The following is a 24,138-nucleotide window of genomic DNA, read 5'->3' on the forward strand; positions in this document are numbered from 1 at the left end:
GATGTATTCGTACATTTCTCTGCAATCCAGAGCAACGATTATAAAACTCTGGACGAAGGCCAGCAGGTCGAATTCACGATTGAAAACGGCGCTAAAGGTCCTTCAGCGGCAAACGTAGTCCCTATGTAAGCCTTAGTTATCAATAACGCTTACAGTAGCGATGACGGCAACAGCCTGAGCAGATAAGCCTGAAATTGATAATTAATAAAAACCCGCCTTGTGCGGGTTTTTTGCGTTTGTCTTTTACGGAATGCTGTTAAGGAGAAGATGGCCCGCGACAGATTTCTAAACGGGCAAATGAAAACAACTGTTCAGCGTAGGCTGGCGACCAGCCAGTGCTGCAATTCTGTCAGCTCTGCCTGTTGCAACGGGAAATCCGCCACCAGCTGACTCAGTACCGGTTCAAGGGCGTCTGGGCGGTAAGTGACGTTTTGCATCCGTTGCGCCAGTGCTTCAAGCGGCGCAGGATTGAGACTGTCGCTGAAAATCTGACAACGAGTGATCACGCCACGTTCAACATCGAAGTGGATTTCCACACCGCCCCAGGCAAAACGCTGGTCAAGCAGATGCGAGAAGTCAGGTGCCTGACCGAAATTCCACGCCCAGCTACTCTGCCGCGCGAACTGTTCTGTGAAACCCGGCAGGTCGGGCAAGGCTTCAGGCGAAATCATCTCTGGTTCACAACGTTCTCCGTAATGATCGAAAAAGGCGTCAGTCACTGCTGAGCAGATCGTCTGATAGCTGATACCCGGTGCTAATTCTGCCAGATTGGTTACCCTTGCGCGGACCGACGTAATCCCTTTGGCCTGCAATTTTTTCACATCAGGATTAAGGTAGTCCGCCAGCCTGCTTAGATCGGCATCCATCAGGATAGTGCCGTGATGAAAACCCCGGTCCGGTGTTTCGCGGTAGGCGGAACCGGAGATTTTACGCAGTCCCTCAGCGGTGTTGACCACTAAATCGTTACGTCCGGACGCTTCCGCCGGGACATCCAGCGCGTTAAGTGCACGCAGGATAATGGCGGTCGAGACGCTTTTATCATACTCCGGCTTGCCAGCCATGAAGGTAAAACAGCAGTTGCCGAGGTCGTGAAATACCGCGCCACCGCCGCTGCTGCGACGCGCCAGCCGGATACTATCTTCTTCCATACGTCGCGTGTTGCACTCTTTCCACGGATTTTGCGCCCGTCCGATTACCACCGTTTCCGCATTACGCCACAAAAATAGCACGCGCTGGGTGGCGGGCATCTGCCGGAAAATGCACTCTTCTACCGCCAGATTAAACCAGGGGTCGTTAGATTCAGATAGCAGTAAACGCAGCGTGGACATCGGAGACTCCTGTTCCTTAGAGAAGCGGCCCATAGAGCAGGGCAGAAGGCTGAGTGTATCAGCAGGGACGCTGATCCACATGCCAGTTCATGCCGTGACGCGACGGCAAAAAAATATAAAATGCCGTCTGTAACGCAATCACGGCAGATCACAGTATCGCATTGTGCCAGTATGGTGGGTGAGAGTGCTGATTCTCCTGCTAATTTTCCCCATGATGAGATCAAAAACCCTATGAACGCTTCCGCTGGCATAGCGATGAAGATCACAGCTGCGTTAAGTTCAACGCTGATGCTGGCTTGTGTTAAAGGACTGGATGGCGCAATCCCGGTCGGTGAAGTGATATTTTTCCGTTCAGTGCTGGCATTGGTCCCACTGTTAATCTGGCTGAGTTTTCAGGGCAGCATACTGGATGGCATTCGCACGCGGAATATTCGCGGACATTTTGTGCGAGGACTGGCCGGAACCGGCGGCCTCTATTTCAGTTATCTGTCGCTGCTCTACATTTCCCTGACCGATGCCACCGCAATTAACTATGCTGCGCCGCTTTTTACCGTGCTACTGGCGGCATTGTTTCTGCGTGAAAAAGTCCGGCACCATCGCTGGGTGGCGGTTTTTACCGGTTTTAGCGGCATCCTGGTCATGTTCTCCGGGCATCTCACCCTGACGAGTCAGGCAACATTCTCGCTCTCATCCTCAGTGGGCATTCTGCTGGCGTTAATGGCAGCCTTATGTACTGCCTGTGCGCTGGTTCAGATTCGGTTTCTTAACGGGAAAGAGAAGCCCGGTGCTATCGCATTCTGGTTTGCTGTCACCACGGCGCTAACGTCGCTGGTTACGCTTCCGGGCGGCTGGAAAGTCCCTCAGGGTAACCAGCTGGCATTACTGGTGGGATGTGGACTGCTGGGCGGTATCACGCAGATCCTGATGACCCTGAGCCTGCGGTACGCCGAAGCCTCACTGCTGGCGCCGTTTGATTACACGACGTTGATCTGGTCGGTGGCGGTGGGCTATCTGCTTTTGGGTAATCTGCCGACTTCCACCACCGTTATCGGTGCAATTCTGGTGGTGATTGGCGGTCTCTATTCGGTGTTGTATGAGCGATATCGCTTCCGGAAAGCGCGGGTGGTTGATGCCACTGGTTGACCTCCCGACACCGTCGTCTGGCATCGTTGATACCCGGATGGTAACGCTGCGTGAATAATTTGTGATCGGGGCAGGAGAACCTGTTACGGTAATCGATTACTTTCACACCATCAAAAAGTAATCGATTACTTATTCACGAGGTTTCCATGATTGCAACGGTGCAGGCGCGCGCAGGCCAGCGGGTGCAGCATAAGCTGCTGGTGCCGCGACTCTCTCTCATGATGTTCATGCAGTTTTTTATCTGGGGCAGCTGGTCGGTCACGCTGGGGCTGGTGATGACCCGACACAATATGCCGTTGCTGATTGGAGATGCGTTTTCAGCTGGACCTATCGCCTCAATTCTCTCGCCGTTTGTGCTCGGCATGCTGGTGGATCGCTTTTTCCCTTCGCAAAAAGTCATGGCCGTGATGAACCTGGCGGGCGCAGCCATCCTCTGGTTTGTGCCACAGGCGCTGATTGCGGAGAACGGCGTGCTGCTAATCGCACTGTTATTTGGCTATACGCTCTGCTTTATGCCGACGCTGGCACTCTCAAATAACATCGCCTTTCACAGTCTCGCCAGCAGTGAGCGGAGTTTCCCCATCGTCAGAGTCTTCGGCACCATCGGCTGGATCGTGGCGGGGATCTTTATCGGCGTGACAGGCATTGCTGACAGCGTGGCGGTGTTTCAGCTGGCGGCGCTCTGCTCGATACTGCTGGCGATTTACAGCCTGACGCTGCCGCATACGCCGGCACCAGCAAAAGGTTTGCCGTTGAAAGTCCGCGATCTCTTCTGTGCGGACGCCTTCGCACTGCTGCGACAGCGTCATTTCATGGTCTTTGCTCTGTGCGCCACGCTGATTTCGATTCCGCTGGGCACCTATTACGCCTTCACCGCCTCGTGGCTGGCGGATGCCGGTATCCGGGACGTCAGCACGCTGATGTCACTGGGACAGATGTCTGAAATTCTCTTCATGCTGATCATCCCGCTGCTGTTTCGTCGCCTCGGCGTCAAAACCATGCTGCTGATTGGGATGATGGCGTGGTTTGTTCGCTACGCCCTGTTCGCGCTGGGCATGAGCGATGAGACGCGCACGCTGATCTACCTCGGCATCCTGTTGCATGGTGTCTGTTACGACTTTTTCTTCGTGGTGGGATTTATCTACACCGATCGGATTGCCGGTGAAAAGGTGAAAGGTCAGGCGCAGAGCATGGTGGTGATGTTCACCTACGGCATTGGCATGCTGCTGGGATCCCAAATCTCCGGTTCTCTGTACAACCATCTGGTGGCGGGCAATGCCACAGCCCAGAGCTGGGCGTTATTCTGGTGGATCCCCGCGATTGCTGCAGCGCTGATTGCGATTATCTTCTTCTTCTCGTTCAAATACCGTGATTAGGCGATAGCAGGACACAGGAGTTAATGATGAGAACAATTAAGGGGCCGGGCATCTTCCTGGCACAGTTCATCACCCCGCAGCCGCCGTTTAACTCGCTGGAGGGGCTGGGGAAGTGGGCCGCCGGGCTGGGATATCAGGCACTGCAGATCCCCTGTCATCAGCCTGCCATTTTCGATCTTAAAAAGGCGGCGGAGAGTCAGACGTACTGTGACGAGGTGCGAGGGGTGCTGGCCGGTTTCGGACTGGAGATCAGCGAGCTTTCTACCCATCTTGAAGGTCAACTGGTAGCGGTTAATCCGGCCTACGAGCTGGCATTTGATAATTTTGCCCCGGCGGCATTACGTGGCGATCCGGCCCGGCGCACTGAGTGGGCTATTGCCACACTGAAGAGGGCTGCGGCTGCCTCAGAGAAGCTCGCCCTGCGTGCGCATGCCACGTTCTCCGGCTCGCTCGCCTGGCCCTGGTTTTACCCGTGGCCACCGCAGCATGACGCGCTGTTTGATGAGGCGTTTGCTGAGCTGGCGCGCCGCTGGCTGCCGGTGCTGGATATGTTTGACCATCACGGCATTGACCTCTGTTATGAAATTCATCCCGGCGAAGACCTGCATGACGGTGTCACGTTTGAGCGTTTTCTGGCGGAGGTTAATCACCACCCGCGCTGCAATATCCTGTTCGATCCCAGCCATCTCCTGCTGCAACACATCGATTATCTGCAATTCATCGACCTTTATCATTCGCGCATCAAAGCCTTTCACGTTAAGGATGCTGAGTATCAGCTTAACGGGCGCAGCGGCGTTTACGGCGGCTATCAGCCCTGGCTGGCCCGCGCCGGACGGTTTCGATCGCCTGGCGATGGTCAGATCGACTTCAGCCGTATCTTCAGCAAGCTGGCGCAGTATGGCTATGACGGATGGGCAGTACTGGAGTGGGAGTGTTGCCTGAAGGATAGCGAGACGGGTGCGCGTGAAGGCGCGGAGTTTATCCGCCGGCATATCATTCCGGTGTCTGATCGCGCTTTTGATGATTTTGCTCTGGCAGAGAACGGCCCATCAGTACGCCATCAGTTGGGCCTGGATCGTGACACCTGAGGCCATTTTGCAGATTCAGCGGCTGTGTTATGTGGGCGATCTGCACGGATTCAAACAGAAGGAGCGCTATGTCTATACAGAGAATCGCCCGGATGGCGGGCGTCTCGGTCGCTACCGTTTCAAGAGTGCTGAATAACAGCGACAGCGTGAAACCGGCTAATCGCCAGAAAGTCCTCGCGGCAATTGAAGAGAGCAACTACCAGCCCAATCTGCTGGCACGTCAGTTGCGTACAGCGCGCAGTTCAATGATCCTTGTGCTGGTTTCAGATATCTCCAACCCGTTTTGCGCTGAGGTTGTCAAAGGTATTGAGGAGCAGGCGGAGAAAAACGGCTATCGCATCCTGTTGTGTAACTCCGGCGCGGACATCGCCCGTTCACGGTCCAGTCTGCAACTGCTCTCCGGCAAGATGGTGGATGGCATCATCACCATGGATGCCTTCAGCAAACTCCCGGAACTGAGTCAGCTGATAGGTTCGGCACCCTGGGTTCAGTGCGCCGAACATGATGATAACGGCCAGATCTCCTGCGTCGGCATTGATGATGAAGCCGCTGCGCAGTCCGTGGTGCACTATCTTGCCAGGCAGGGACGAAAGCGCATCGCGCTGATCAATCACGACCTGAGCTACCGTTATGCCCGCCTGCGTCAGCAGGGCTACACCACAGAGCTTGATGAACAGCAACTGAGCTGGCAGGCCATCGCGTATGCCAGTGCGCTGAGTTTCAGTGCAGGTAAAGCAGCAATGAATCAACTGCTGGCTGCTGAAAGCCAGCCTGATGCGGTGTTTGCGGTTTGCGATACGCTGGCCGGCGGTGCGATGGCGGCGATTCAGCAGGCGGGACTGCGGATCCCTCAGGATATCGCCGTGGTGGGGTTTGACGGCAGCGAACTGGCCAGCATGGTCTCACCGCCGCTGACCACGCTGGCTCAGCCCTCAAAGGAGATAGGTCGTCGCGCCTGTGAGCTGGTGTTGCAGAAAATTGCCTGGCCCGACGCGCCGCCGCAATCTGTGATTATGCAGGGTGAGCTGTTGGTGCGAGCCAGCAGCTGAACGCCTCACCCGCATACCCTTCATCGGGATATTGTCGCTCATATTGTCCACCTAAATGAGACAGTGATTGCCAGATTAGGTCATTGTGTGGCACTCAGGTTTACTTATATGCTGTTTCCATCGAAGGGCATTCGCACTTCCCGAATCAACGAAGGGGCAGAATATGATTGAGCAAAGATTGTCAGAGCAACGCGGTGTGGGCGATCACGGCTGGCTGAATTCACGTCACACCTTCTCTTTTGCAAACTACTGGGATCCGAAACAGGCGGGCTTCTCCGATCTGCTGGTGATTAATGATGACCGGGTTGCCAAAGGACGGGGTTTTGGTGCCCATCCGCACAGCAACATGGAGATTATCTCTTATGTGCTGGAAGGGGCGCTGGAGCACAAAGACTCAATGGGAACCGGTTCGGTGATTGTCCCTGGCGATGTGCAACTGATGAGTGCCGGTAGCGGTGTGACCCACAGCGAGTTCAACCACTCCGGCACCGAGGGTGTGCATTTCCTGCAAATCTGGGTGGTACCCGCAGAGAAAAACACTCCGCCAGGTTATCAGCAGATCTCCGTCAGCGAAGCAGATAAGCGCGGTAATCTGCGGCTGATTATTTCGCCGGACGGTGAAAATGGGGCATTACGGGTACGCCAGGATATTCGCATCTATGCAGGACTGTTCCAGGGCGATGAGCAGCAGACTATTACACTCCCGGACGATCGCTACGCCTATATTCATGTGGCGCGTGGCAGTGTCAGAGTCAATGGCCTGCAGTTTAATGCCGGAGATGGTGCGCGGGTTCGCGACGAGAAAACGCTGTCGTTCAGTCATGGTGAAGGCGCAGAGGTGCTGTTATTCGACCTGCGTCCGAATGAAGTGAATCATCCAACCCGATAAAACGAAAACTGCGCGGCGAAAGTCGCGCAGTTTTTTGCATCACTGCGCGTTAAGGAACGCCAGCAGATCCTGATTCAGCTGATCCTGATGCGTCACGGCGAAACCATGTGGCGCGTTGTCGTAAATCCTGAGTTCAGCACCCTCAATCATCTCCGCCGCAACCTTGCCGGTGGTTTCAAACGGCACGACCTGGTCGTTGCTGCCATGAATGACCAGTGTCGGCACATTCACTTTCGCCACGTCGGCACGGAAATCGGTCTCCGCGAAGGCGGTCACGCAATCCACGGTACTTTTGAGTGAGGCCAGCAGCGCGATGTTCAGCGTCTGCGTCATGACACCATCGGAGACGGTCTGTCCGGCATTAGTGCCGTAGAACGGCGTCGCGAACTCTTTGATAAACTGCGCGCGATCCTTGAGCAGGCCATCACGAATGCCTTCGAACACCGACATATCGACACCCTGCGGATAGTCTGCCGTTTTGCCAAAGATAGGTGTAACGGCACCGAGCAGCACCAGCGCCCCGACGCGATCGCTGCCATAGCTGCCGATATAACGCGTGACGTCACCGCCACCCATAGAGAAGCCCACCAGCGTCACGTTCTGCAGGTCAAGATGGGTGATCAGGTCGTTGATGTCCGACGCAAAGGTATCGTAGTTATTGCCGTTCCAGGGCTGATCTGAGCGGCCAAAGCCACGGCGGTCAAATGCAATCACCCGATAGCCATGGTCGGCCAGAAAGTTCATCTGGCTGTCCCACATGTCGGCATCCAGCGGCCAGCCGTGGCTGAACAAAACAGGCTTACCGGTTCCCCAGTCTTTAAAGTAGATCTGTGTACCGTCGGTCGTTTTAAAGGTGCTCATGGTATTGCCCTCTGTATGACGTGATGAATGATGAGAAGGTGTAGCCAGTCACACTGGCGCCACCAGATAGCGAACCTCGGGGAGATTTTCACCCTGATGAAAAGCGAAAACCCGCCGCTCTATCTTTTTGTCGTTGATGGTGTAGCGCTCTTTCTGACGCAGATGCTCGACCCAGGAGCCGACCACAAACGTCTCGACGAAAATACCGGGCTGCAGGATATCTTCATAAAGTGACCAGTTGATGGCGCCACCACGACGTCTGACCCGCCGCATATCCTGCATGCAGACGGTAAAGGCATGTGCATCATCAATAGTAATCCGGTATTCGTAATTTACCATCACTGGCCCTCGTTCATGACGGATATCCAGTGCAGGCGCATTAACGCCATCGCCAACCATATCGAGATTGAGATCGGGATCCTGATCGAGACGCCAGCGCCAGACGGTGCTGCTGGCGAGCACCATCCCCAGCGCGGCGACGCAGAGCGACAGCGGAATGCCGAAGTGCGAGGCGAGCTGTCCCCAGAGGGCGCTGCCTGCGGTCATCGATCCAAAGAACACTGTCAGATAGACCGCCAGCGCACGCGCTTTCACCCATTTCGCGGCGCTCCGCTGTGCGCCAAGATTCAGCGTCGACAGCACCGCGATCCAGGCAAAGCCGGTGAAGAACTCAAAGGCATTGAGTAGCCAGAAGTGCCGCACAAAGGCCAGCGCCAGCATGGTCAGGGCGAAGAGAAGACTGGCGAGCACCATCAGGCGATCGGAGCTTAAGTGACGACGCAAACGCGGCAGCAGCACCGCGCCGGTAATCGCGCCGACACCGATGCAGGCCAGCATGATGCCGTAGCCGCCAGGGCCGAGGCCCAGTTCACGACGTGCCACCAGCGGCAGCAATGCCCAGCCCGCGCTGCCAAACAGGAAAAACGAGAAGGTTCGCACCAGTACGTTACGCAAGACCGGTGCCGCATGAACGTAGCGAAGACCGGCCCGTACCGCCGGGAAGAAGTGTTCTGGCGGAAGGCGCTGCACGCTCGGATCCGCTTTCCAGCGCCAGAGCACCCAGGTTACACCCAGCACTGACAGCGCATTAAGCAGGAAAACCATCCAGGGGCCGGCGAACGACAGGATCAGGCCACCCAGTGCCGGTCCGATAGCGCGACTGATATTAATGCCCAGGGAGTTAAGGGCAATGGCAGGCCCGAGCTCCGGTTTGGTCACCAGATCCGGCACGATCGCCTGGAACGGCGGCGAACTCATGGCGGCACCCGCGCTCAGCAAAAAGGCAGCGGCCAGCAGCACGCCGGGTGTCACATGACCGGTCCACGCCAGTACAGTCAGCCCGGCGGCGGCGGTAAACGTCCACAGTTGGGAAAACAGCAAATATTTACGGCGGTCAACGATGTCCGCCATCACCCCGGAGGGCAGTGCAAAGAGAAACATCGGCAGGCTGCTGGCTGCCTGCACCAGCGCCACGGCCAGAGGATCGGCACTCAGCGTCAGCATGGTCCAGTTCACGCCGACATCATTCATCCATGATCCGATATTTGAAACCACAGTGGCGATCCATAACATACGGAACACCGGCTGACGCAGTGGCTGTAACGGCGAAACCTCATTAGTGGGCCGCACATCAGGCTGTTCCTGCTCAACCTGATGAATATCATTAACCTGTGCCATAACGCCTCCCCTTAGGTTTCGCTGCGCCGATGCGCCAGCCGCCTGGCCCGGTCAGCGCCAGCGTGGTAAAGATAATCAGCAGCAGCCAGCCGAACTGGCCTTCCGCCAGTGACCAGCCAGGGTGGACTACCAGCATCGCAACCAGCAGCACCGCGATGATCGGCAGGCAGGCAATCCGGGTTCCCCAGCCGAGAATGATAAAAATCGGGCAGATGACTTCCGCCACGATAGCGGGCAGCAGGCTCATCATCGGTCCCAGCCCGAAGGGATCTTCGATGCGCGTCAGTTCTTCGCTGAAATGCAGAATTTTCGGCAGCCCATGTACCTGTAACAACAGCAGGCTGCCGGTCAGGCGCAGGAAGAACAGCCCCGCGTTGATGCGGGGCGAAAGAGCGATAGCATAGTTCATGATTAAAACGCGAAGCAGCTGCAGCCGAGCGCGCCCCAGAAGGCGTTATCTTCGGCAACGGGTACGCTGGAACCACGGGCGATCTCATGCGAGTGGCGATGAACACCGCACGGGCCGCTGCAGTGGTGGACGGCGGGCATCATGCCTGCACGGCTCTGCGCAACCGGCGGAGCACTGCGATAGTGACCCGGCACATTTACCACCGGTGACCACTCCGGCAGGATCGGAATCGCAGGCGGCGCATCTGCGCTGAACGATCCGGCGGCATAGACGATATTGCCATCCACCACGGTCAGCACTGACTCAATGCCTTTGATCTCCTCTTCCGGGACGCTGAAAAAGTCTTTACTCAGCACCGTCAGGTCCGCCAGTTGTCCAATCTTAAGCTGGCCTTTTTTGCCTTGCTCGCTGGAGAACCAGGCGCTGCCCTGCGTCCAGAGCATCAGCGCCGTTTCACGATCAAGGCGGGCACTGACATCATACATCTGCATGCCGCCCACGGTGCGGCCAGAAACCAGCCAGTAGAGCGCGGTCCAGGGGTTGTAGCTGGCAACGCGGGTCGCATCGGTGCCCAGCCCGACCGGCACGCCGGTCTCCAGCATTTTCTGAACCGGCGGGGTATGGCGGGTGGCTTCTATGCCGTAGCGCTCAGCAAAGTATTCACCCTGGAACGCCATGCGATGCTGCACGGCAATGCCACCGCCCAGCTCTTTAATGCGATCGATATTACGCTGAGTAATGGTTTCCGCATGGTCAAAGAACCAGTGCAGGCCATTGAACGGAATATCACGATTCACTTTTTCGAACACATCCAGCATCCGGCTGATCGACTCGTCATAGGTCGCATGCAGACGGAAAGGCCAGCGATGCTCAACCAGATGACGCACCACGCGCTCCAGCTCGTCTTCCATGCCAGGGGCTAAATCCGGACGAGGCTCCAGGAAATCTTCGAAGTCAGCTGCCGAGAAGACCAGCATTTCCCCTGCGCCGTTGTGACGGAAATAGTCGCTGCCCTGACCTGGCGTCAGCATGTCCGTCCACTTTTCAAAATCTTCCAGCTCATGGCCCGGACGCTGCGTGAAGAGGTTGTAGGCGATACGCAGCGTCATCTGCTTTTTCTGATGCAGCTCAGCAATCACTTCGTAATCTTCGGGATAGTTCTGGAAGCCGCCGCCCGCATCAATGGCGCTGGTCAGACCCAGACGGTTCAGCTCACGCATAAACTGGCGGGTGGAGTTGACCTGCTGTTCCAGCGGCAGTTTCGGTCCTTTCGCCAGGGTAGCGTAGAGGATCATCGCGTTGGGACGGGCGATCAGCAGACCGGTGGGATTGCCGTTGCTGTCGCGCTGGATTTCGCCACCCGGCGGGTTTGGCGTCTCTTTGGTGTAGCCCACCACTTTCAGAGCGGCGCGATTGAGCAGGGCGCGGTCATAGAGGTGCAGCACGAAAACCGGCGTGTCCGGTGCTGCTTCGTTGATCTCATCCAGCGTCGGCATCCGGCGCTCGGCAAACTGGAATTCAGTCCAGCCTCCTACTACGCGAACCCACTGCGGCGAAGGGGTACGCAGCGCCTGCTCTTTCAGCATCCGCAGCGCATCCGCAACCGATGGCACGCCTTCCCAGCGCAGTTCAAGGTTGTAATTCAGCCCCCCGCGAATCAGATGCAGGTGTGAATCGTTCAGGCCGGGCACGGCCGTGTGGCCCTTAAGATCGACCACTTTGGTGCCGTCGCAGTGAAATTCCATCGCCTCTGCCAGCGTGCCGACCGCCACGAACTTGCCATCGCGAATCGCAACCGCTTCTGCCACTGGATTACTGCGGTCAACGGTATGAAATTTGCCATGGGTCAGTATCAGTTCTGCTTTACCGAGCGTAACCATAGATGCTCCTCATCGGGGGTGTCCGGCTTAGTGCGGGACAGGAAGTGCCGCAGATAACAGGGCACGAATAAGCCGGATTATGGTGAGCAGGCTAACGGGGCGTCTAGTTATACAGAGGGATACCTATACCTTCGTATAGTTATACGCAGAGATAATAGTTTGCTGTTGCAGGTCGCTCTACACTGCGACCAGACAGCCAGCAGCAGGGCGATAAACCTGCACTGACCGTCATTTTGCACACGCCGGTTGGCGGAAATTTCGTTACATAACCTCTATGGGTGAACGCATGTCCAACGCTAAGCTTGAAGTCCTCACGCCACATAACAGCCAGATCATCTTCATTGACCAGCAGCCGCAGATGGCCTTTGGGGTGCAATCCATCGATCGCCAGGTGCTGAAAAACAACACCGTTGCGCTGGCGAAGGCGGCGAAAGTCTTCAGTATCCCCACCATCATCACCACGGTAGAAACCGAAAGCTTCTCGGGTCACACCTATCCGGAGTTACTGGATGTGTTTCCAGGGCTGGATATTCTGGAACGCAGCTCAATGAACTCCTGGGATGATCAGAAAGTGCGTGATGCGCTGGCCGCAAACGGGAAGAAAAAAGTCGTGGTTTCTGGCCTCTGGACCGAAGTGTGCAACAACAGTTTTGCGCTCTGCGCGATGCTGGAAGGCGGCTACGAAATCTACATGGTGGCAGACGCGTCTGGCGGCACGACTAAAGAGGCACACGACTACGCGATGCAGCGCATGATTCAGGCGGGTGTGGTGCCGGTAACCTGGCAGCAGGTGATGCTGGAATGGCAGCGTGACTGGGCCAATCGTGACACTTATGATGCGGTGATGAACATCGCCAAAGAACATTCAGGTGCTTACGGCATTGGTGTCGATTACGCCTACACCATGGTGCATAAAGCACCATCACGTCAGAAAAGTGAACACCGTACCCTGGCACCGGTTCACGCACCGATACGCTAAGGCATCCAGCTGATCGGCGGAAAATCGCCGATCAGCTGAGTGGCATAACAGGAGCTGGTCATGAATCCTCTACTTGTTTCCCTGGCTGCCGGGGTGCTTATTGGCCTGCTATATGGCCTGCTAAAGGTGCGGTCACCGGCACCGCCCGCGATTGCGCTGCTGGGTCTGCTGGGGATGCTGTTGGGTGGGGCGCTGGTGCATGCGGTATCTCCCGCACAAAAGCCTGCAATTGCCTTGCTTCAGCCTGATGTTCATCCCGTTTCATCCTTATCGCGGATAAGCTGAACATGTTGAAATCCTGCGTTATTTCTCTCGCGGTGGGCCTGCTCGCCGGGGTAATCTATGCCCTGATCAACGTCAACTCTCCGGCGCCGCCCGTCATTGCTTTGGCAGGGCTGTTTGGCATGCTGGTGGGTGAACAGTTAATACCGCTGGGTAAACGTCTGTTCAGGCGACAGCCGGTGACGCTGAAGTGGTTCCGCCATGAATGCATGCCAAAAATCAGTGGGACACCGCCACCCGAGGGTGATAACACGCCTTAAGTCCTCGCATGCCACGCGGTGAGGCGTTCCAGAGGATACCTGCATGACGTTTCCCCAGCGTATTGTCATCGTCGATGATGAACGCGCGGTCCGCAGTGGACTGAGCAATCTGTTGCATTCGGACGGCTACGTAACCCGATCATTTGAATCCGGTGAGGCATTACTGGCCGATGACGATGCGCTGGTTGAGGCGGGTATGCTTATTATTGATGTTGGCCTTAAGGGCATGTCCGGGTTTGAGCTTTTTACCCTTCTCAAGGCGCGGGCTGATCTGCCGCCGGTAATTTTTATCTCGGCAGATGTGGAAGAAACCACGCTGTGGTATGCCATTGGGCTCGGGGCCATGACTTTTTTGCGAAAGCCCATTGATGTTGATACGCTGCTGACACTGATCCGATGCGAGTTATCTCAGGGAGATGTGCGCTGATGAGCCTTCTTTCAGTTACTTCCCTGGAGAGTGATGACGCAGGGATCGCGATTGAAAATTTTGACATCCTGATGCCGCTGGCACAGGAGGGATGTCTTCTCTGGATGCTGGCGCGCCGCCAGTCGGGTGAGTCACTGATCATCGCCACGGGTAAAAGTGACAATGTCACTTTTCAGGCCACCCAGCGGCTCAAAAATGAGCGTGCTCTGGCTGCGTATCTGTCTCCACGCTGGGCCATCACCGCCACCGGCACGACCCGTTATCTTGATCGTTATGCGCTGATTTATCCCACCTTCCCATTTCGCACCCTGGCTAACAATCTTGCTACGCCTCCCGAAAAAATCGCCGATTTCCTGCAGGTGGCATTGCAGCTTTGCTACACGCTGGGTCAGGCACATCATCAGGGCATCGTGCACGGGGATATCAAGCCAGGCCATTTTTTTATTACTGACGATGGACGGTTCCGGCTGGGCGGGTTTGGACTCGCCTCCCTGGCGGCGCAGTCGGCTGAGAAAAACAGCCTGCGTGCCTCAGGCGGCACGCTGGCCTATATGTCCCCTGAGCACACCGGTCGCACGCCACATCCGGTCAGTAGCCTCAGCGATCTCTACAGTCTGGGCGTGGTGTTATATGAGTATCTGACCGGCAAGCTACCCTTTGGCTCACCTGACGCAGGTGAAGCAGAGTGGATTCATCATCACATCGCCAGCGCGCCCCGGCCAGCTGAACAGGTCAGAGACGATGTGCCGCCGATGCTCTCGGTGATTCTGCTACGCCTGCTGGCAAAGTCACCCGCTGACGGTTATCAGAGCGTGCAGGGGCTGATGGCCGACCTTCGCCGCTGTCAGGCCACATTGACAGGTGAAAACACCATTGCGCCGTTTACGCCCGGACTGCAGGAGCGTTTTAACACCAGTTTCCGGCCTGAGACTCTGTTCAGTCAGCATCCGCAGGCTCGCGTATTGCTGACGACGCTGGATACGGTCATCCGCACTGGAACACAGAGCCTGGTGATGCTCAGCGGTGTGCCTGGTTCGGGTAAGTCCGCGATTATCGCGAGCGCCCTGAAAACCCTGCAGCACCGACAGATTTTACTGGCCGCCAGCAAGGCCGATCAACATTCGCCGACCGCACCCTTTGCCGCTGTGGCTTCCGCGTTTCGCACGGTCACGCTTTATCTGCTGGGGTTGTCAGCGCCAGAGGTCAGAAAATGGCGGGGCCGGTTGCTGCGTCTGCTGGGCGGCTATGTCGATTTAGCCATTGAGCTGGTGCCTGAATTAAAACAGCTGCTCAATATTGGGAATTTACAGCCAGTGGTGCGCCATGCACTGGACGCCCGCGAGCAGTTCACGCAGATGGCCTCTGCGCTTGTTCAGGCTTTCGCCACGCCGGGCCGTCCGCTGGTTATGCTGATTGATGACGTACATTGGGCAGACCCTGCCACGCTGCAACTGCTGGAAAACCTGATAACCCGAAATGAGCATTTGCCCTTTATGCTGGTGCTCGCCTTTAGGGAGGGTGAATCAATGCCCTGTCCGATGATTGCCGGATTTCTGCTGCGCATCAGGGCCGCCGCACCGCGGGTAGTGGCGCTGACGCCGCAGCCGTTGAGTGTGAAACGCATCGGCCGCTGGCTGGCGCAAATGCTGCATACCCGTCCTGGCGGTAATCGCGAGCTGGCGCAGATCCTTTTCGAGAAAACCGGCGGCAATCCCCTTTCGATGCAGGAGTTCTTCCGGCAGGCGGTAGAGGATGGGGTGATTAACTTTCGTCAAAATCCGCCGAAATGGCATTACGACAGTCAGGCGCTCATGGCGCGTCGTTACACCGACAATGTGGCCACGCTGGTGTTAAGCCAGCTGGCACGGATGCCAGAGACCACGCGGCAGCTCATGGGTTCGCTGGCCTGTTTGGGGGCCAGTGGCGAGCTCTCGCTGTTAGGTCAGCTGAGTGCGATGCCTGTGACGCTGATTCAGCAGCAACTTGAACCGGCTGTCAGCGGTCGTTTTGTCACCCTGACCGGTGGGCACTACGCGTTTACGCACGATCGCGTGCACAACGCGGCGTTATTATTGCCTGACCTGCGGCAGCAACAGCATCTTCACCAGCAGGCAGCGGTCTGGCTATCCGCAGCGGTCGCAAGCGGGGATAACAGTGAGACGCTGTTCCGCGCGGTTTATCACATTGGGATGATTGCTGAGCTGCCACTGACTGTGACAGATCGTGAACGTTATTATCCTCTTTGTCTGCGAGCCGCGCAGGCGTCGAAACGCGCCGGAGATTACCTCTCAGCGCTGCGCTATCTGCGCACCGCCCAGCGACTCAGCCTGCGAATGGTGACCGGTAATGACTTTATGCTGGGCTTTGATGAAGCGGAGTGCGAGTTTCTTAACGGTAATCTCACGTCAGCGCAAACGCTCTGTACCCGGCTGCTACGTGAGCCAGGCACGCTCGGTGAAAAATCAAAGGCAGCCTGTCTTTCTGCTGAAATCCATATGCGCCAGTCTGACAACCATCTGGCGCTGGAAACCGCGCTTGCCTGGCTGGCAGTGTTTGGTGTGCATCTCAAAAGGGATCCGGATGACGTGGAGATCGACGCCGCCTGCCTGGCGATTCGGGCGCGAATCGGCGATTCACCGCAGGATACGTTGAACCGGCTGCCGCTTAACAGCGATCCTGATGTTGAGTCGGTGCTAAACCTGATGGCCAGCACCATATTTGTCTCCGCCTATGACTGCCCAAAGCTCCATTTAATCCTGGTCTGTCAGATGCTGCAGATGACGCTGGACCACGGCATAACCGGTGCCTCTGCGTTTGGTCTGGCCTGGTTCAGCGTGCTGACAGGAGAACGGTATCAGACCTGGCATTTTAGTTATGCCTGCGGTCGGGTGGCCCGCGAGCTGGTGGAGCGGTATGACTTTACCCGTTATAAAGCCCGTACTCTGCTGCCGCTGGATCAGGTGGGGATCTGGACACAGCCGCTGGACGTCGCCATTGAATGTGCCCGAGAAAGTTTTCGCGTCGCGGTGAAGTATGGCGATCGCTCTTTTGCCTGTCTTTCGTTGCGTCATCAAATCATGAACACGCTGACACGCGGCGATCACCTGGAGTCCGTGATGACCTCACTTGAGCGCGGACTCGCCTTTACGCGTAAAACGGGTTATCCCGACGTTGAGAACGTGCTGCTGATGCAAAAGCAGCTGGTGATGCAACTGCGTAACAGCAGTGGGTTCAGAGCAGGCGAGCGCGACCAGGCTTTGCCGCTGGTGGCCGGCAGTGAGCCAGGTCCGATCTCCGGCCATAAGGCGATGGTGCAGTTCTGGGCGGGCCTGTATCGGGGAATGGCCCATTACTATGCCGGTGAATATCGTGATGCGCTGCGCTGTCTGGAAGAAATCCAGCCATTGATCAGCGCGGTGCCTGCTTATATCTATATGATGGATATGCATTTTTATACTGCACTCTCCCTGAGTCAGCTGTCTGAAACCACTGATAGCAGCGCGCTGCGCATTCATCTCGACAAGTTTGCTGGCTGGACGGAGCTTAATCCCGGTTTGTTTGCAGACAAATATGCCTTGCTGAGGGCAGAGTGCGCCCGGCTTGAGGGCGACACGGGTGAGGCGCTGAAGCAGTATGAAAATGCAATCCGTCTTTCCCGGCAGTCTGGATATCTGCACATTCATGCGCTGGCCAATCAGCTGGCGGGCCGCTACTGCAAAGCCTTGCAACTCGATACCGCGGCAGATGCCTACATCAAAGTAGCAATGACAGGCTGGGACAACTGGGGAGCGCAGGCGATGGTGCGCCAGATGGAGCAGCACTATCCGCACCTGGCCGCACCGGTGCAAAACAGTGCGCTGGCGACGATTCCGTTTACGCAGGATGCCGCTTTCTACGATCTGGAAAGCGTGCTGACCGCCGTGCGCGCCCTGACGGAAGAGATCAATCTTGATCGGTTGATTCACACCCTGATGCGGATGCTGCTGGAGCGGGCAGGTGCCCAGCGCTGTCGCCTCATCCGGATTCTGGATGGCAACCTGCCAGAGACACAGGCCTGGGCAGAAAGCACGGCTGATGGCGTGCGGGTTCAGATTGTCAAAGAGCGGCCTGACGCAAATGACCTGCCGCTATCGGTGCTGTCAGCAGTGATCCGCACGGGTCAGGAGATTCGCACCAGTAAACCGGAGGTATTCAGTCCGTTCAGTCAGGACCCCTATCTGGTGGCTTCAGGCGCGGCGGTGCTTTGTGTGCCGATGTTCAGGCAGGCCAACATGGTCGGGGTGCTCTATCTGGAAAATCGCCTGATGCCCGATGCGTTCACCGCTGAGCATTCCCACATTGTAAAAACCCTGAGCGCGCAGGCGGCTGTTTCCCTGGAGACGGCGCGACTCTATGCGGAACTGCTGGAGGAGAACAACCATCGGCGTCGGGTTGAGAAACAGCTGCGTGCCAGCAAGACTTCGCTGATGCTGGGCGAGAAAATCAGTCATACCGGCACCTGGCGCTGGGAAGTAGCCGAGGACATGATGATAGTCTCTGAAGAATATGCCCGGATACTGGGGCTGCCAGCCGAACAACATGGACTGTCGATGGCAGACTTCCTGACCCGCGTTCATCCTGATGATTATGAATCTATCAGCGAACTGGTGACGCACAGCGTCAGTCAGGGACGCAGCATGCAGGCAGAGTTTCGGGTAATCAGGTCAGACGGTGAATGTCGCTATATCAAAGGTATTGGGGAGCCGGTAAACAATTTCCCTGAGGTGAAAGAGTACTTTGGCACCATTTCAGATATCACCTCGCAGCGTATGGCGGAAGACAGTGCGCGCATGGCGCAGGCAGACCTGGCGCGTGTTACGCGCGCCACTACCGTCGGGCAATTGACAGCCTCCATCGCTCACGAAATCAGCCAGCCGCTGATGTCTATCGTGGCCAATGCGGGTGCCAGCCTGCGCTGGTTGAAGCGTGAGCCGCTGATGCTGGAAAACGCCAGCAGCGGTTTAGATGAGATTATTAAAGAGGGCAAACGTGCCGGGGAGATTATTCGCGGCCTGCAGGCGCTGACCCGTAATCATGAATCGTGCTTTGCTTTGGAAAACCTCCATCTGATCGCCCGTGACATTCTGGCGCTTTCCCGTGTAGAGCTGGAACGGCGGGGTGTCTCGCTGGAACTTAAATTCAGGGCTGCTAAAGCAGAGATTTTCTGCGACCGCGTTCAGATCCAGCAGGTGCTGCTGAATCTGGTGATCAATGCGATCGATGCTATGTCCGACGATCTGCCGCGCGCGGCGCTATTGCGCCTGACGTCAGAGAATCCCACCCCAGATACGCTGCGGTTTGAGGTGCTGGATAGCGGCTGCGGATTAAGTGATGACGTGCGGGAACGGCTTTTTGAGTCATTCTATACCACCAAAAAAAGCGGTATGGGCATGGGATTAACGATCAGCAAAGGGATCATCAAAAAGCATTCTGGTGAGTTAGGCGCAGAAAACCGGCCGGAAGGTGGCAGCCGTTTCTGGTTTACTCTGCCATTGGGTTGAGCGAGAGGAACAGGTCGACTGCCGGGTTTCAGCGGCGTCGGCTATGTTCAATATTGAGCCGCTCTGCCGCCCGCACCAGATCGGTGAGCGAACGCGCATTCATTTTTTCCATTACCCGTCGCTTGTGGACTTTAGCCGTAATTTCACTGACGCCCATCTCTGCAGCAATCTGTTTATTCAACAGACCGCTAATCGCCAGCAGCATCACCTCGGATTCACGCGGCGTCAGGGTCTGATGCCGCTGCACAATTTCCCGCCGTTCCTGAGAAGAGGCCAGATTCTGCTCTGCAATCTTTAAGGCTTCCGCGACCGCCTGCAAAATACGCTCAGGTTCGACGGGCTTAGTCAGGAACTCATAAGCGCCAGTTTTCATCGCCCGCACGGTGACCGGAATGGTCCCGAAGCCGGTCAGGAAAATCGTGGGAATAGCATAGCCACGATCGATCAACGCCTGGGCGACATCAAACCCATCTGCGCCAGGCAGATTAATATCCAGAATCAGGCAACAGGGAAGGGGCGTTAACGCGTGAGACAGGAAATCATCAGCTGAAGAGAAAGAGATAACCGTGTAATCGTCGGCGATGAGGAGATTAGTGAGTGCAGAAGTCACCGCGGCGTCGTCATCAACGATATATACGATGGAATTCATAAAGACCTCATTTCAGCCAGCGTTTTAATGGTCACGGAATTAAGCATGACGCGCAAAGAGACCCGGATAAAAGGGCATCGGGCGGGGTTAAGAGGATATTACCATAACGAAAATCATTATCATCTTATAATTAACAGCTTGTTAAAATTCGGATAACTCACTGATTGAAATGGCTAAAATATACACTAATTACCGTGGCGTGGCTCAGGGCTTTCTGGCTAGAGAACGCATACGTTTTTATTGAAACGCCATATCATTGCAATGTATTCATGATCGGATAATGACAAGGAAAACTGTGCAGGTCAGGTGCGTAATTAATCCATAAGCTGTTCAAACGGGTTAAACCGTTTCAGCATGCCTTAATACCCAATTCAATGGGGACGGCACTGAATGGATTCAGATATTAACTGGTACAAATTCCAGAGGGATTCGATAGTGGATTAATCGACAGGTTTAATGAGAGAGAACCAGGTTAATGCTGATGTTTGTACGGGGTCAGAAAGGAATATCAAACTGCTCACCATATAGTTACAACATACAAATCATTTCATAGTTAACCTTATCATCAGCCATCGGGTGCTTATCGCTTAGCAATACAAAAATGCCGATAACGGTGATTCCTGCCGTCCTGCCGTAAGGGAAAACATGACGTGGTTCACGTGGTAAGAAGTCATTACATTTAAAAAACCCTTAACAGTCAGTAAGTAACCCTGATAAGCGTAGCGGTATTCATGGCGCGGCTGCTAATCCTCACTAAGCTTGTGAAGCAACCCTCTAAATTCAGGGATATTTTTCCAGCAGGACGCTATTCGCAATGACGCCATGAGGCTTATATGAGTGAAAATTACTGCACCATTCTCTTTAATGGTGAACGGTTAAAAGGGTTAGCTAATCAACCGCTAATCGACTTTCTGGATGCTCACGGGAAAAAACTACCTCATGTCTGTTACCACCCGGCGTTGCCGCCGCTGCAAAGCTGTGATGTCTGTTGGGTGGATGCCAATGGCGAGCGGGTTCGCGGCTGCACGCTTCGCACTGAAGAGGGGCTCTCGGTACAGAGTGAAGGTACTGCGCTGAGGGCCGCGCAACAGGAGGGAATGGATAGACTGCTCAACCGTCACGAGCTTTACTGCACCGTCTGTGAACACAACACCGGTGACTGCACGCTGCATAATACCGTGGCTGATATGCACATTCCGATTCAGTACTATCCTCATCAGCCCAAACCCTACGCCAAAGATCACTCTAACCCGTTTTATACCTACGATCCTGACCAGTGCATTTTATGCGGTCGCTGCGTCGAGGCGTGCCAGAATGTGGAGGTCAATGAGACACTCTCTATTGACTACACCCAGGCACATCCCCGCGTGCTCTGGGATGGCGGCACAGAAATCGCCGGTTCCAGCTGCGTCAGCTGTGGACACTGCGTCACAGTGTGTCCGTGTAATGCATTACTGGAAAAGACCATGCAGCCTGATGCGGGTCCGTTCACTGCAATGGATGAGGGGTTGAAGCGCCCGCTGATTGATTTTGTCAAAACGATGGAAAACAGTATTGGCATGGGGCCGATTACTGGCGTCTCCAGCATCGATGTGGCGCTGAGGCAGTCGGAGATTAAACGCACTAAAACGGTCTGCACCTATTGCGGCGTGGGCTGCAGCTTTGAGATCTGGACCCGCGATCGTCACATCCTGAAAATTCAGCCGGTGGCGGACGCGCCCGCTAATGGCATCTCTACTTGTGTTAAGGGTAAGTTCGGCTGGGATTTTGTTAATAGCCCAGCGCGTCTGACGACGCCCTTGATCCGCGAAAATGGCCGGTTCCGGCCCGCCAGCTGGGATGAGGCGTTGCAGCGGGTAGCTGAAGGATTGCAGGGCATCGCGCAGAATTATGGTGGCGATGCGATTGGCTTTATTGGCTCCAGCAAAGCCAGCAACGAAGAAGCCTATCTTACTCAGAAAATCGCCCGCTTAATCTTTGGCACTAACAATGTCGACAACTCCTCGCGCTATTGTCAGAACCCGGCGACAGAAGGGCTGTTTCGCACCGTGGGCTACGGCGGTGATGCGGGAACGATAAAGGATCTGCAGGAGAGCGAACTGATTGTGCTGGTCGGCAGTAATCTGGCCGAGAACCATCCGGTGATTGCGTCCCACATCAAACAGAGCCACAAACATCGCGGTCAGAAACTGCTGGTTGTCGATCCGCGTCGTCATGAAATGGCGGAACGGGCGGACTGCTATCTGCGCATCCGACCTGGCACGGACCTGGTCTGGGCCTCGGCGATGGCGAAATATATGTTCGACCACGGTTATGCCGATGATGCGTTTCTGGCACAGCGGGTTAATCAGGTAGAAGAGTATCGCACCTCGCTTGATACCTTTACGCTCGACTATGCCAGCGAGATTTGCGGTCTGAGTAAAGCCGAACTCAAAGAGTCGGCGGAGATGATCGGACACGCGGGCAGCGCCTGCATATTGTGGGCGATGGGGATCACTCAGCATAGCCACGGAGCAGACACCAGTACCGCGCTATCGAATTTACTGCTGGTCACCGGCAACTATGGGCGGCCTGGCACGGGCGGCTATCCGATGCGCGGTCACAACAATGTGCAGGGCGCCAGTGATTTCGGCTGCCTCAGCAATCGCTATCCGGGCTATGAAAAAGTCACCGACGCGTCGATCCGGGAAAAATGGGCGCGCGCGTGGGGCGTTTCTCCTGATGCGCTTTCCGATAAGGCTGGCGCCGATAACTTCAAAATGGTGCAGCAGGCCGGTGAAGGTAAAATCCGTGCAATGTACATCACCGGGGAAGAGACAGCGTTTGCGGATGCCGACGCCACATCGGTGCATGCCGCCTTCAGCAAGCTGGAATTTATGGTGGTTCAGGACATCTTTATGTCGCGTACCGCCGAATTTGCCGATGTCGTGCTGCCCGGTGCGCCCAGCGTGGAGAAAGAGGGCACCTTTGTGAATACCGAGCGGCGCATTCAGCATTTTACTCCTGCCATGAAGCCACTGGGTGATTGTCGTCCTGACTGGCAAATCTTTACCGATCTCGCGGCGCGTCTTGGACATCCATGGCATTACCCGAATCCCGGCGCGATTATGGCCGAAGTGGCGGGCATTGCAGAGATTTTCGCGGGTGTGAGTTATGAGCAACTGGCAGGCTGGCAGTCGCAACTCTGGCCGGTCAACGCTGAAGGTGAAAGCACACCCCGTCTCTATACAGAACGGTTCAATTTCCCGGATGGTAAAGCGCGCCTCTATCCGCTGAGCTGGCAGCCGCCCGCTGAGCAGGAGGATGCCGAATACAATCTGCTGCTGAACAATGGCCGAATGCTGGAGCATTTCCAGTCAATGAATCAGACCGGGCAGGGTGGCCGCATGATGTCATTGTCGCCTAATGCCTTTGTTGAGATCTCACCGGAACTTGCAGCCTCGCGCGCGCTCATCGAAGGTGAGTGGGTACGGATTACCTCGCGTCGGGGATCGCTGGATGTGCCAGTGGTTATTACAGACCGTGTGGCGGGTAACGTGCTGTTCATGCCAATTCATCATGGTACTGATGGCGTTAATGCACTGACTGGTGAACATCACGATCCTGACGTCAACACGCCCGCTTACAAAGAGATCGCTGTCAACATGACGCGCGTCGATCGACGCCCGCAGCCTAATCCGGTGCCGCTACACAATTTCCGTCATGGTAGCCGAACACCCCTGGATCACCTGCCGATTGAGCAAAAATGGCAGCAGGCAGGTTATCGTGAACCGCCTGAACACGTTGAAAAACCGGAGAAATTTTAATGGCAGAACGGATGAAGTATCAGGTCCCGCCCACACGCACCGAGCCAACTGCCCGGGAGGCAATGGACGAGTTGCTTGAAAATCTCCACCAGCACGGTTTTCTGCGGCTGGCGAACGATCTCGTTAAATCAAATAACGACGTGGGGAAAATTCTGGTCTCAGGTCTCAATCAGCCCGGCACCCAAAATGCGCTGCAAAACCTGTCACTGTTGATGATGACGCTGGGCAGCGTGCCGCCAGAGCGTTTTAATCACTTGCTGCTGGCGGTGCGTGATGCTGCAATGGCCGTTAAGCCGGCTCGGGATGAGGCGCGGCAGGAAAAAGCCGCGCCGGGCATCCGTGGCATCATCCGCTTACTTAATGATGAGGATCTGTGGCGTGGACTGCGGCCACTCTTCGCGGCACTCGAGGTTTTCTCTCAGCAGATTGACCGTGAAGAGGAGAAGCCAATCACACGCTTTAGCGGCAAGCCCAGCCGGGAGTAGTAAAGGCAGC

General features: G+C 55.9%; 19 protein-coding genes. 13 read left to right on the forward strand and 6 right to left on the reverse strand.

Going from position 1 to position 24,138, the window contains the following annotated elements; translation table 11 throughout:
• A partial coding sequence (locus tag Q7C21_RS02370; RefSeq protein ID WP_375150468.1) for a cold shock domain-containing protein occupies positions 1–129 on the forward strand: 129 nt, incomplete at its 5' end.
• Positions 130–311: 182 nt separating this feature from the next.
• On the opposite strand, the gene Q7C21_RS02375 is transcribed toward Q7C21_RS02370, so the two are convergent.
• Entirely contained in the window at positions 312–1,328 is a 1,017-nt protein-coding gene (locus Q7C21_RS02375; RefSeq protein ID WP_375150329.1) for a lipoate--protein ligase A, read from the reverse strand.
• Positions 1,329–1,559: 231 nt separating this feature from the next.
• Here Q7C21_RS02375 and Q7C21_RS02380 point away from each other — a divergent pair, with 231 nt between their 5' ends.
• The 5 genes from Q7C21_RS02380 to Q7C21_RS02400 all read left to right on the forward strand — a co-directional run bounded on the left by Q7C21_RS02380 (position 1,560) and on the right by Q7C21_RS02400 (position 6,873).
• Positions 1,560–2,471, forward strand: a complete 912-nt coding sequence (locus tag Q7C21_RS02380) for a DMT family transporter (RefSeq protein ID WP_008924697.1) — start codon at positions 1,560–1,562, stop codon at positions 2,469–2,471.
• A 146-nt stretch (positions 2,472–2,617) separates the two neighbouring features.
• On the forward strand, positions 2,618–3,847 hold the full coding sequence (locus Q7C21_RS02385; RefSeq protein ID WP_187961285.1) for an MFS transporter: 1,230 nt from the start codon (positions 2,618–2,620) through the stop codon (positions 3,845–3,847).
• Positions 3,848–3,873: 26 nt separating this feature from the next.
• On the forward strand, positions 3,874–4,935 hold the full coding sequence (locus Q7C21_RS02390) for a sugar phosphate isomerase/epimerase family protein (RefSeq protein WP_375150469.1): 1,062 nt from the start codon (positions 3,874–3,876) through the stop codon (positions 4,933–4,935).
• Between the two features lie 68 nt (positions 4,936–5,003).
• On the forward strand, positions 5,004–5,984 hold the full coding sequence (locus tag Q7C21_RS02395; RefSeq protein ID WP_375150330.1) for a LacI family DNA-binding transcriptional regulator: 981 nt from the start codon (positions 5,004–5,006) through the stop codon (positions 5,982–5,984).
• Between the two features lie 163 nt (positions 5,985–6,147).
• A complete protein-coding gene (locus tag Q7C21_RS02400; protein ID WP_003855194.1) occupies positions 6,148–6,873 on the forward strand; it encodes a pirin family protein in 726 nt (241 codons plus the stop codon).
• Positions 6,874–6,912: 39 nt separating this feature from the next.
• On the opposite strand, the gene Q7C21_RS02405 is transcribed toward Q7C21_RS02400, so the two are convergent.
• Genes Q7C21_RS02405 through Q7C21_RS02420 form a run of 4 tightly spaced genes read right to left on the reverse strand, consistent with a single transcriptional unit; the run spans position 6,913 to position 11,700 of the window.
• Positions 6,913–7,734, reverse strand: coding sequence for an alpha/beta fold hydrolase (locus Q7C21_RS02405; RefSeq protein WP_003855192.1), 822 nt, complete (start codon positions 7,732–7,734; stop codon positions 6,913–6,915).
• 48 nt (positions 7,735–7,782) lie between these two features.
• A complete protein-coding gene (locus Q7C21_RS02410) occupies positions 7,783–9,411 on the reverse strand; it encodes an MFS transporter (RefSeq protein ID WP_003855189.1) in 1,629 nt (542 codons plus the stop codon).
• Positions 9,398–9,820 (reverse strand): DoxX family protein, encoded by a 423-nt coding sequence (locus tag Q7C21_RS02415; RefSeq protein WP_039661414.1) that lies wholly within the window; start codon positions 9,818–9,820, stop codon positions 9,398–9,400. Before Q7C21_RS02415 ends, Q7C21_RS02410 begins: the two co-directional genes overlap by 14 nt.
• Before the next feature lie 2 nt (positions 9,821–9,822).
• Entirely contained in the window at positions 9,823–11,700 is a 1,878-nt protein-coding gene (locus tag Q7C21_RS02420; protein ID WP_375150331.1) for an amidohydrolase, read from the reverse strand.
• Between the two features lie 286 nt (positions 11,701–11,986).
• On the opposite strand from Q7C21_RS02420, the gene Q7C21_RS02425 reads away from it, so the two are divergent.
• The 5 genes from Q7C21_RS02425 to Q7C21_RS02445 are packed head-to-tail and all read left to right on the forward strand — an operon-like array spanning position 11,987 to position 19,188.
• Positions 11,987–12,679, forward strand: coding sequence for a hydrolase (locus Q7C21_RS02425; RefSeq protein WP_033742913.1), 693 nt, complete (start codon positions 11,987–11,989; stop codon positions 12,677–12,679).
• 60 nt (positions 12,680–12,739) lie between these two features.
• On the forward strand, positions 12,740–12,964 hold the full coding sequence (locus tag Q7C21_RS02430) for a XapX domain-containing protein (protein ID WP_105099721.1): 225 nt from the start codon (positions 12,740–12,742) through the stop codon (positions 12,962–12,964).
• Positions 12,965–12,966: 2 nt separating this feature from the next.
• Complete coding sequence (locus Q7C21_RS02435) at positions 12,967–13,221, forward strand: XapX domain-containing protein (protein WP_105099722.1); 255 nt, start codon at positions 12,967–12,969, stop codon at positions 13,219–13,221.
• Between the two features lie 43 nt (positions 13,222–13,264).
• Positions 13,265–13,648: a response regulator transcription factor gene (locus Q7C21_RS02440; protein ID WP_003855179.1), complete on the forward strand. Its 384-nt coding sequence runs from the start codon at positions 13,265–13,267 to the stop codon at positions 13,646–13,648.
• On the forward strand, positions 13,648–19,188 hold the full coding sequence (locus Q7C21_RS02445; RefSeq protein WP_375150332.1) for an AAA family ATPase: 5,541 nt from the start codon (positions 13,648–13,650) through the stop codon (positions 19,186–19,188). Before Q7C21_RS02440 ends, Q7C21_RS02445 begins: the two co-directional genes overlap by 1 nt.
• A 28-nt stretch (positions 19,189–19,216) precedes the next feature.
• Here Q7C21_RS02445 and Q7C21_RS02450 read toward each other — a convergent pair whose 3' ends face one another.
• A complete protein-coding gene (locus Q7C21_RS02450) occupies positions 19,217–19,837 on the reverse strand; it encodes a response regulator transcription factor (protein ID WP_110411975.1) in 621 nt (206 codons plus the stop codon).
• A gap of 833 nt (positions 19,838–20,670) precedes the next feature.
• Here Q7C21_RS02450 and fdhF point away from each other — a divergent pair.
• Entirely contained in the window at positions 20,671–23,643 is a 2,973-nt protein-coding gene (gene fdhF / locus Q7C21_RS02455; RefSeq protein ID WP_375150333.1) for a formate dehydrogenase subunit alpha, read from the forward strand.
• Positions 23,643–24,128, forward strand: a complete 486-nt coding sequence (locus tag Q7C21_RS02460; protein ID WP_008924687.1) for a DUF1641 domain-containing protein — start codon at positions 23,643–23,645, stop codon at positions 24,126–24,128. Before fdhF ends, Q7C21_RS02460 begins: the two co-directional genes overlap by 1 nt.
• Positions 24,129–24,138 lie beyond the last annotated feature (10 nt).

Source organism: Pantoea sp. ANP04 (genome assembly GCF_041982285.1).
GTDB classification, from domain to species: domain Bacteria; phylum Pseudomonadota; class Gammaproteobacteria; order Enterobacterales; family Enterobacteriaceae; genus Pantoea; species Pantoea eucalypti.

Coding starts and splice junctions, on each gene's coding strand:
- Q7C21_RS02375 (WP_375150329.1), bottom strand. CDS start 1,328: ATGTCCACGCTGCGTTTACTGCTATCTGAATCTAACGACCCCTGGTTT.
- Q7C21_RS02380 (WP_008924697.1), top strand. CDS start 1,560: ATGAACGCTTCCGCTGGCATAGCGATGAAGATCACAGCTGCGTTAAGT.
- Q7C21_RS02385 (WP_187961285.1), top strand. CDS start 2,618: ATGATTGCAACGGTGCAGGCGCGCGCAGGCCAGCGGGTGCAGCATAAG.
- Q7C21_RS02390 (WP_375150469.1), top strand. CDS start 3,874: ATGAGAACAATTAAGGGGCCGGGCATCTTCCTGGCACAGTTCATCACC.
- Q7C21_RS02395 (WP_375150330.1), top strand. CDS start 5,004: ATGTCTATACAGAGAATCGCCCGGATGGCGGGCGTCTCGGTCGCTACC.
- Q7C21_RS02400 (WP_003855194.1), top strand. CDS start 6,148: ATGATTGAGCAAAGATTGTCAGAGCAACGCGGTGTGGGCGATCACGGC.
- Q7C21_RS02405 (WP_003855192.1), bottom strand. CDS start 7,734: ATGAGCACCTTTAAAACGACCGACGGTACACAGATCTACTTTAAAGAC.
- Q7C21_RS02410 (WP_003855189.1), bottom strand. CDS start 9,411: ATGGCACAGGTTAATGATATTCATCAGGTTGAGCAGGAACAGCCTGAT.
- Q7C21_RS02415 (WP_039661414.1), bottom strand. CDS start 9,820: ATGAACTATGCTATCGCTCTTTCGCCCCGCATCAACGCGGGGCTGTTC.
- Q7C21_RS02420 (WP_375150331.1), bottom strand. CDS start 11,700: ATGGTTACGCTCGGTAAAGCAGAACTGATACTGACCCATGGCAAATTT.
- Q7C21_RS02425 (WP_033742913.1), top strand. CDS start 11,987: ATGTCCAACGCTAAGCTTGAAGTCCTCACGCCACATAACAGCCAGATC.
- Q7C21_RS02430 (WP_105099721.1), top strand. CDS start 12,740: ATGAATCCTCTACTTGTTTCCCTGGCTGCCGGGGTGCTTATTGGCCTG.
- Q7C21_RS02435 (WP_105099722.1), top strand. CDS start 12,967: ATGTTGAAATCCTGCGTTATTTCTCTCGCGGTGGGCCTGCTCGCCGGG.
- Q7C21_RS02440 (WP_003855179.1), top strand. CDS start 13,265: ATGACGTTTCCCCAGCGTATTGTCATCGTCGATGATGAACGCGCGGTC.
- Q7C21_RS02445 (WP_375150332.1), top strand. CDS start 13,648: ATGAGCCTTCTTTCAGTTACTTCCCTGGAGAGTGATGACGCAGGGATC.
- Q7C21_RS02450 (WP_110411975.1), bottom strand. CDS start 19,837: ATGAATTCCATCGTATATATCGTTGATGACGACGCCGCGGTGACTTCT.
- fdhF (WP_375150333.1), top strand. CDS start 20,671: ATGAGTGAAAATTACTGCACCATTCTCTTTAATGGTGAACGGTTAAAA.
- Q7C21_RS02460 (WP_008924687.1), top strand. CDS start 23,643: ATGGCAGAACGGATGAAGTATCAGGTCCCGCCCACACGCACCGAGCCA.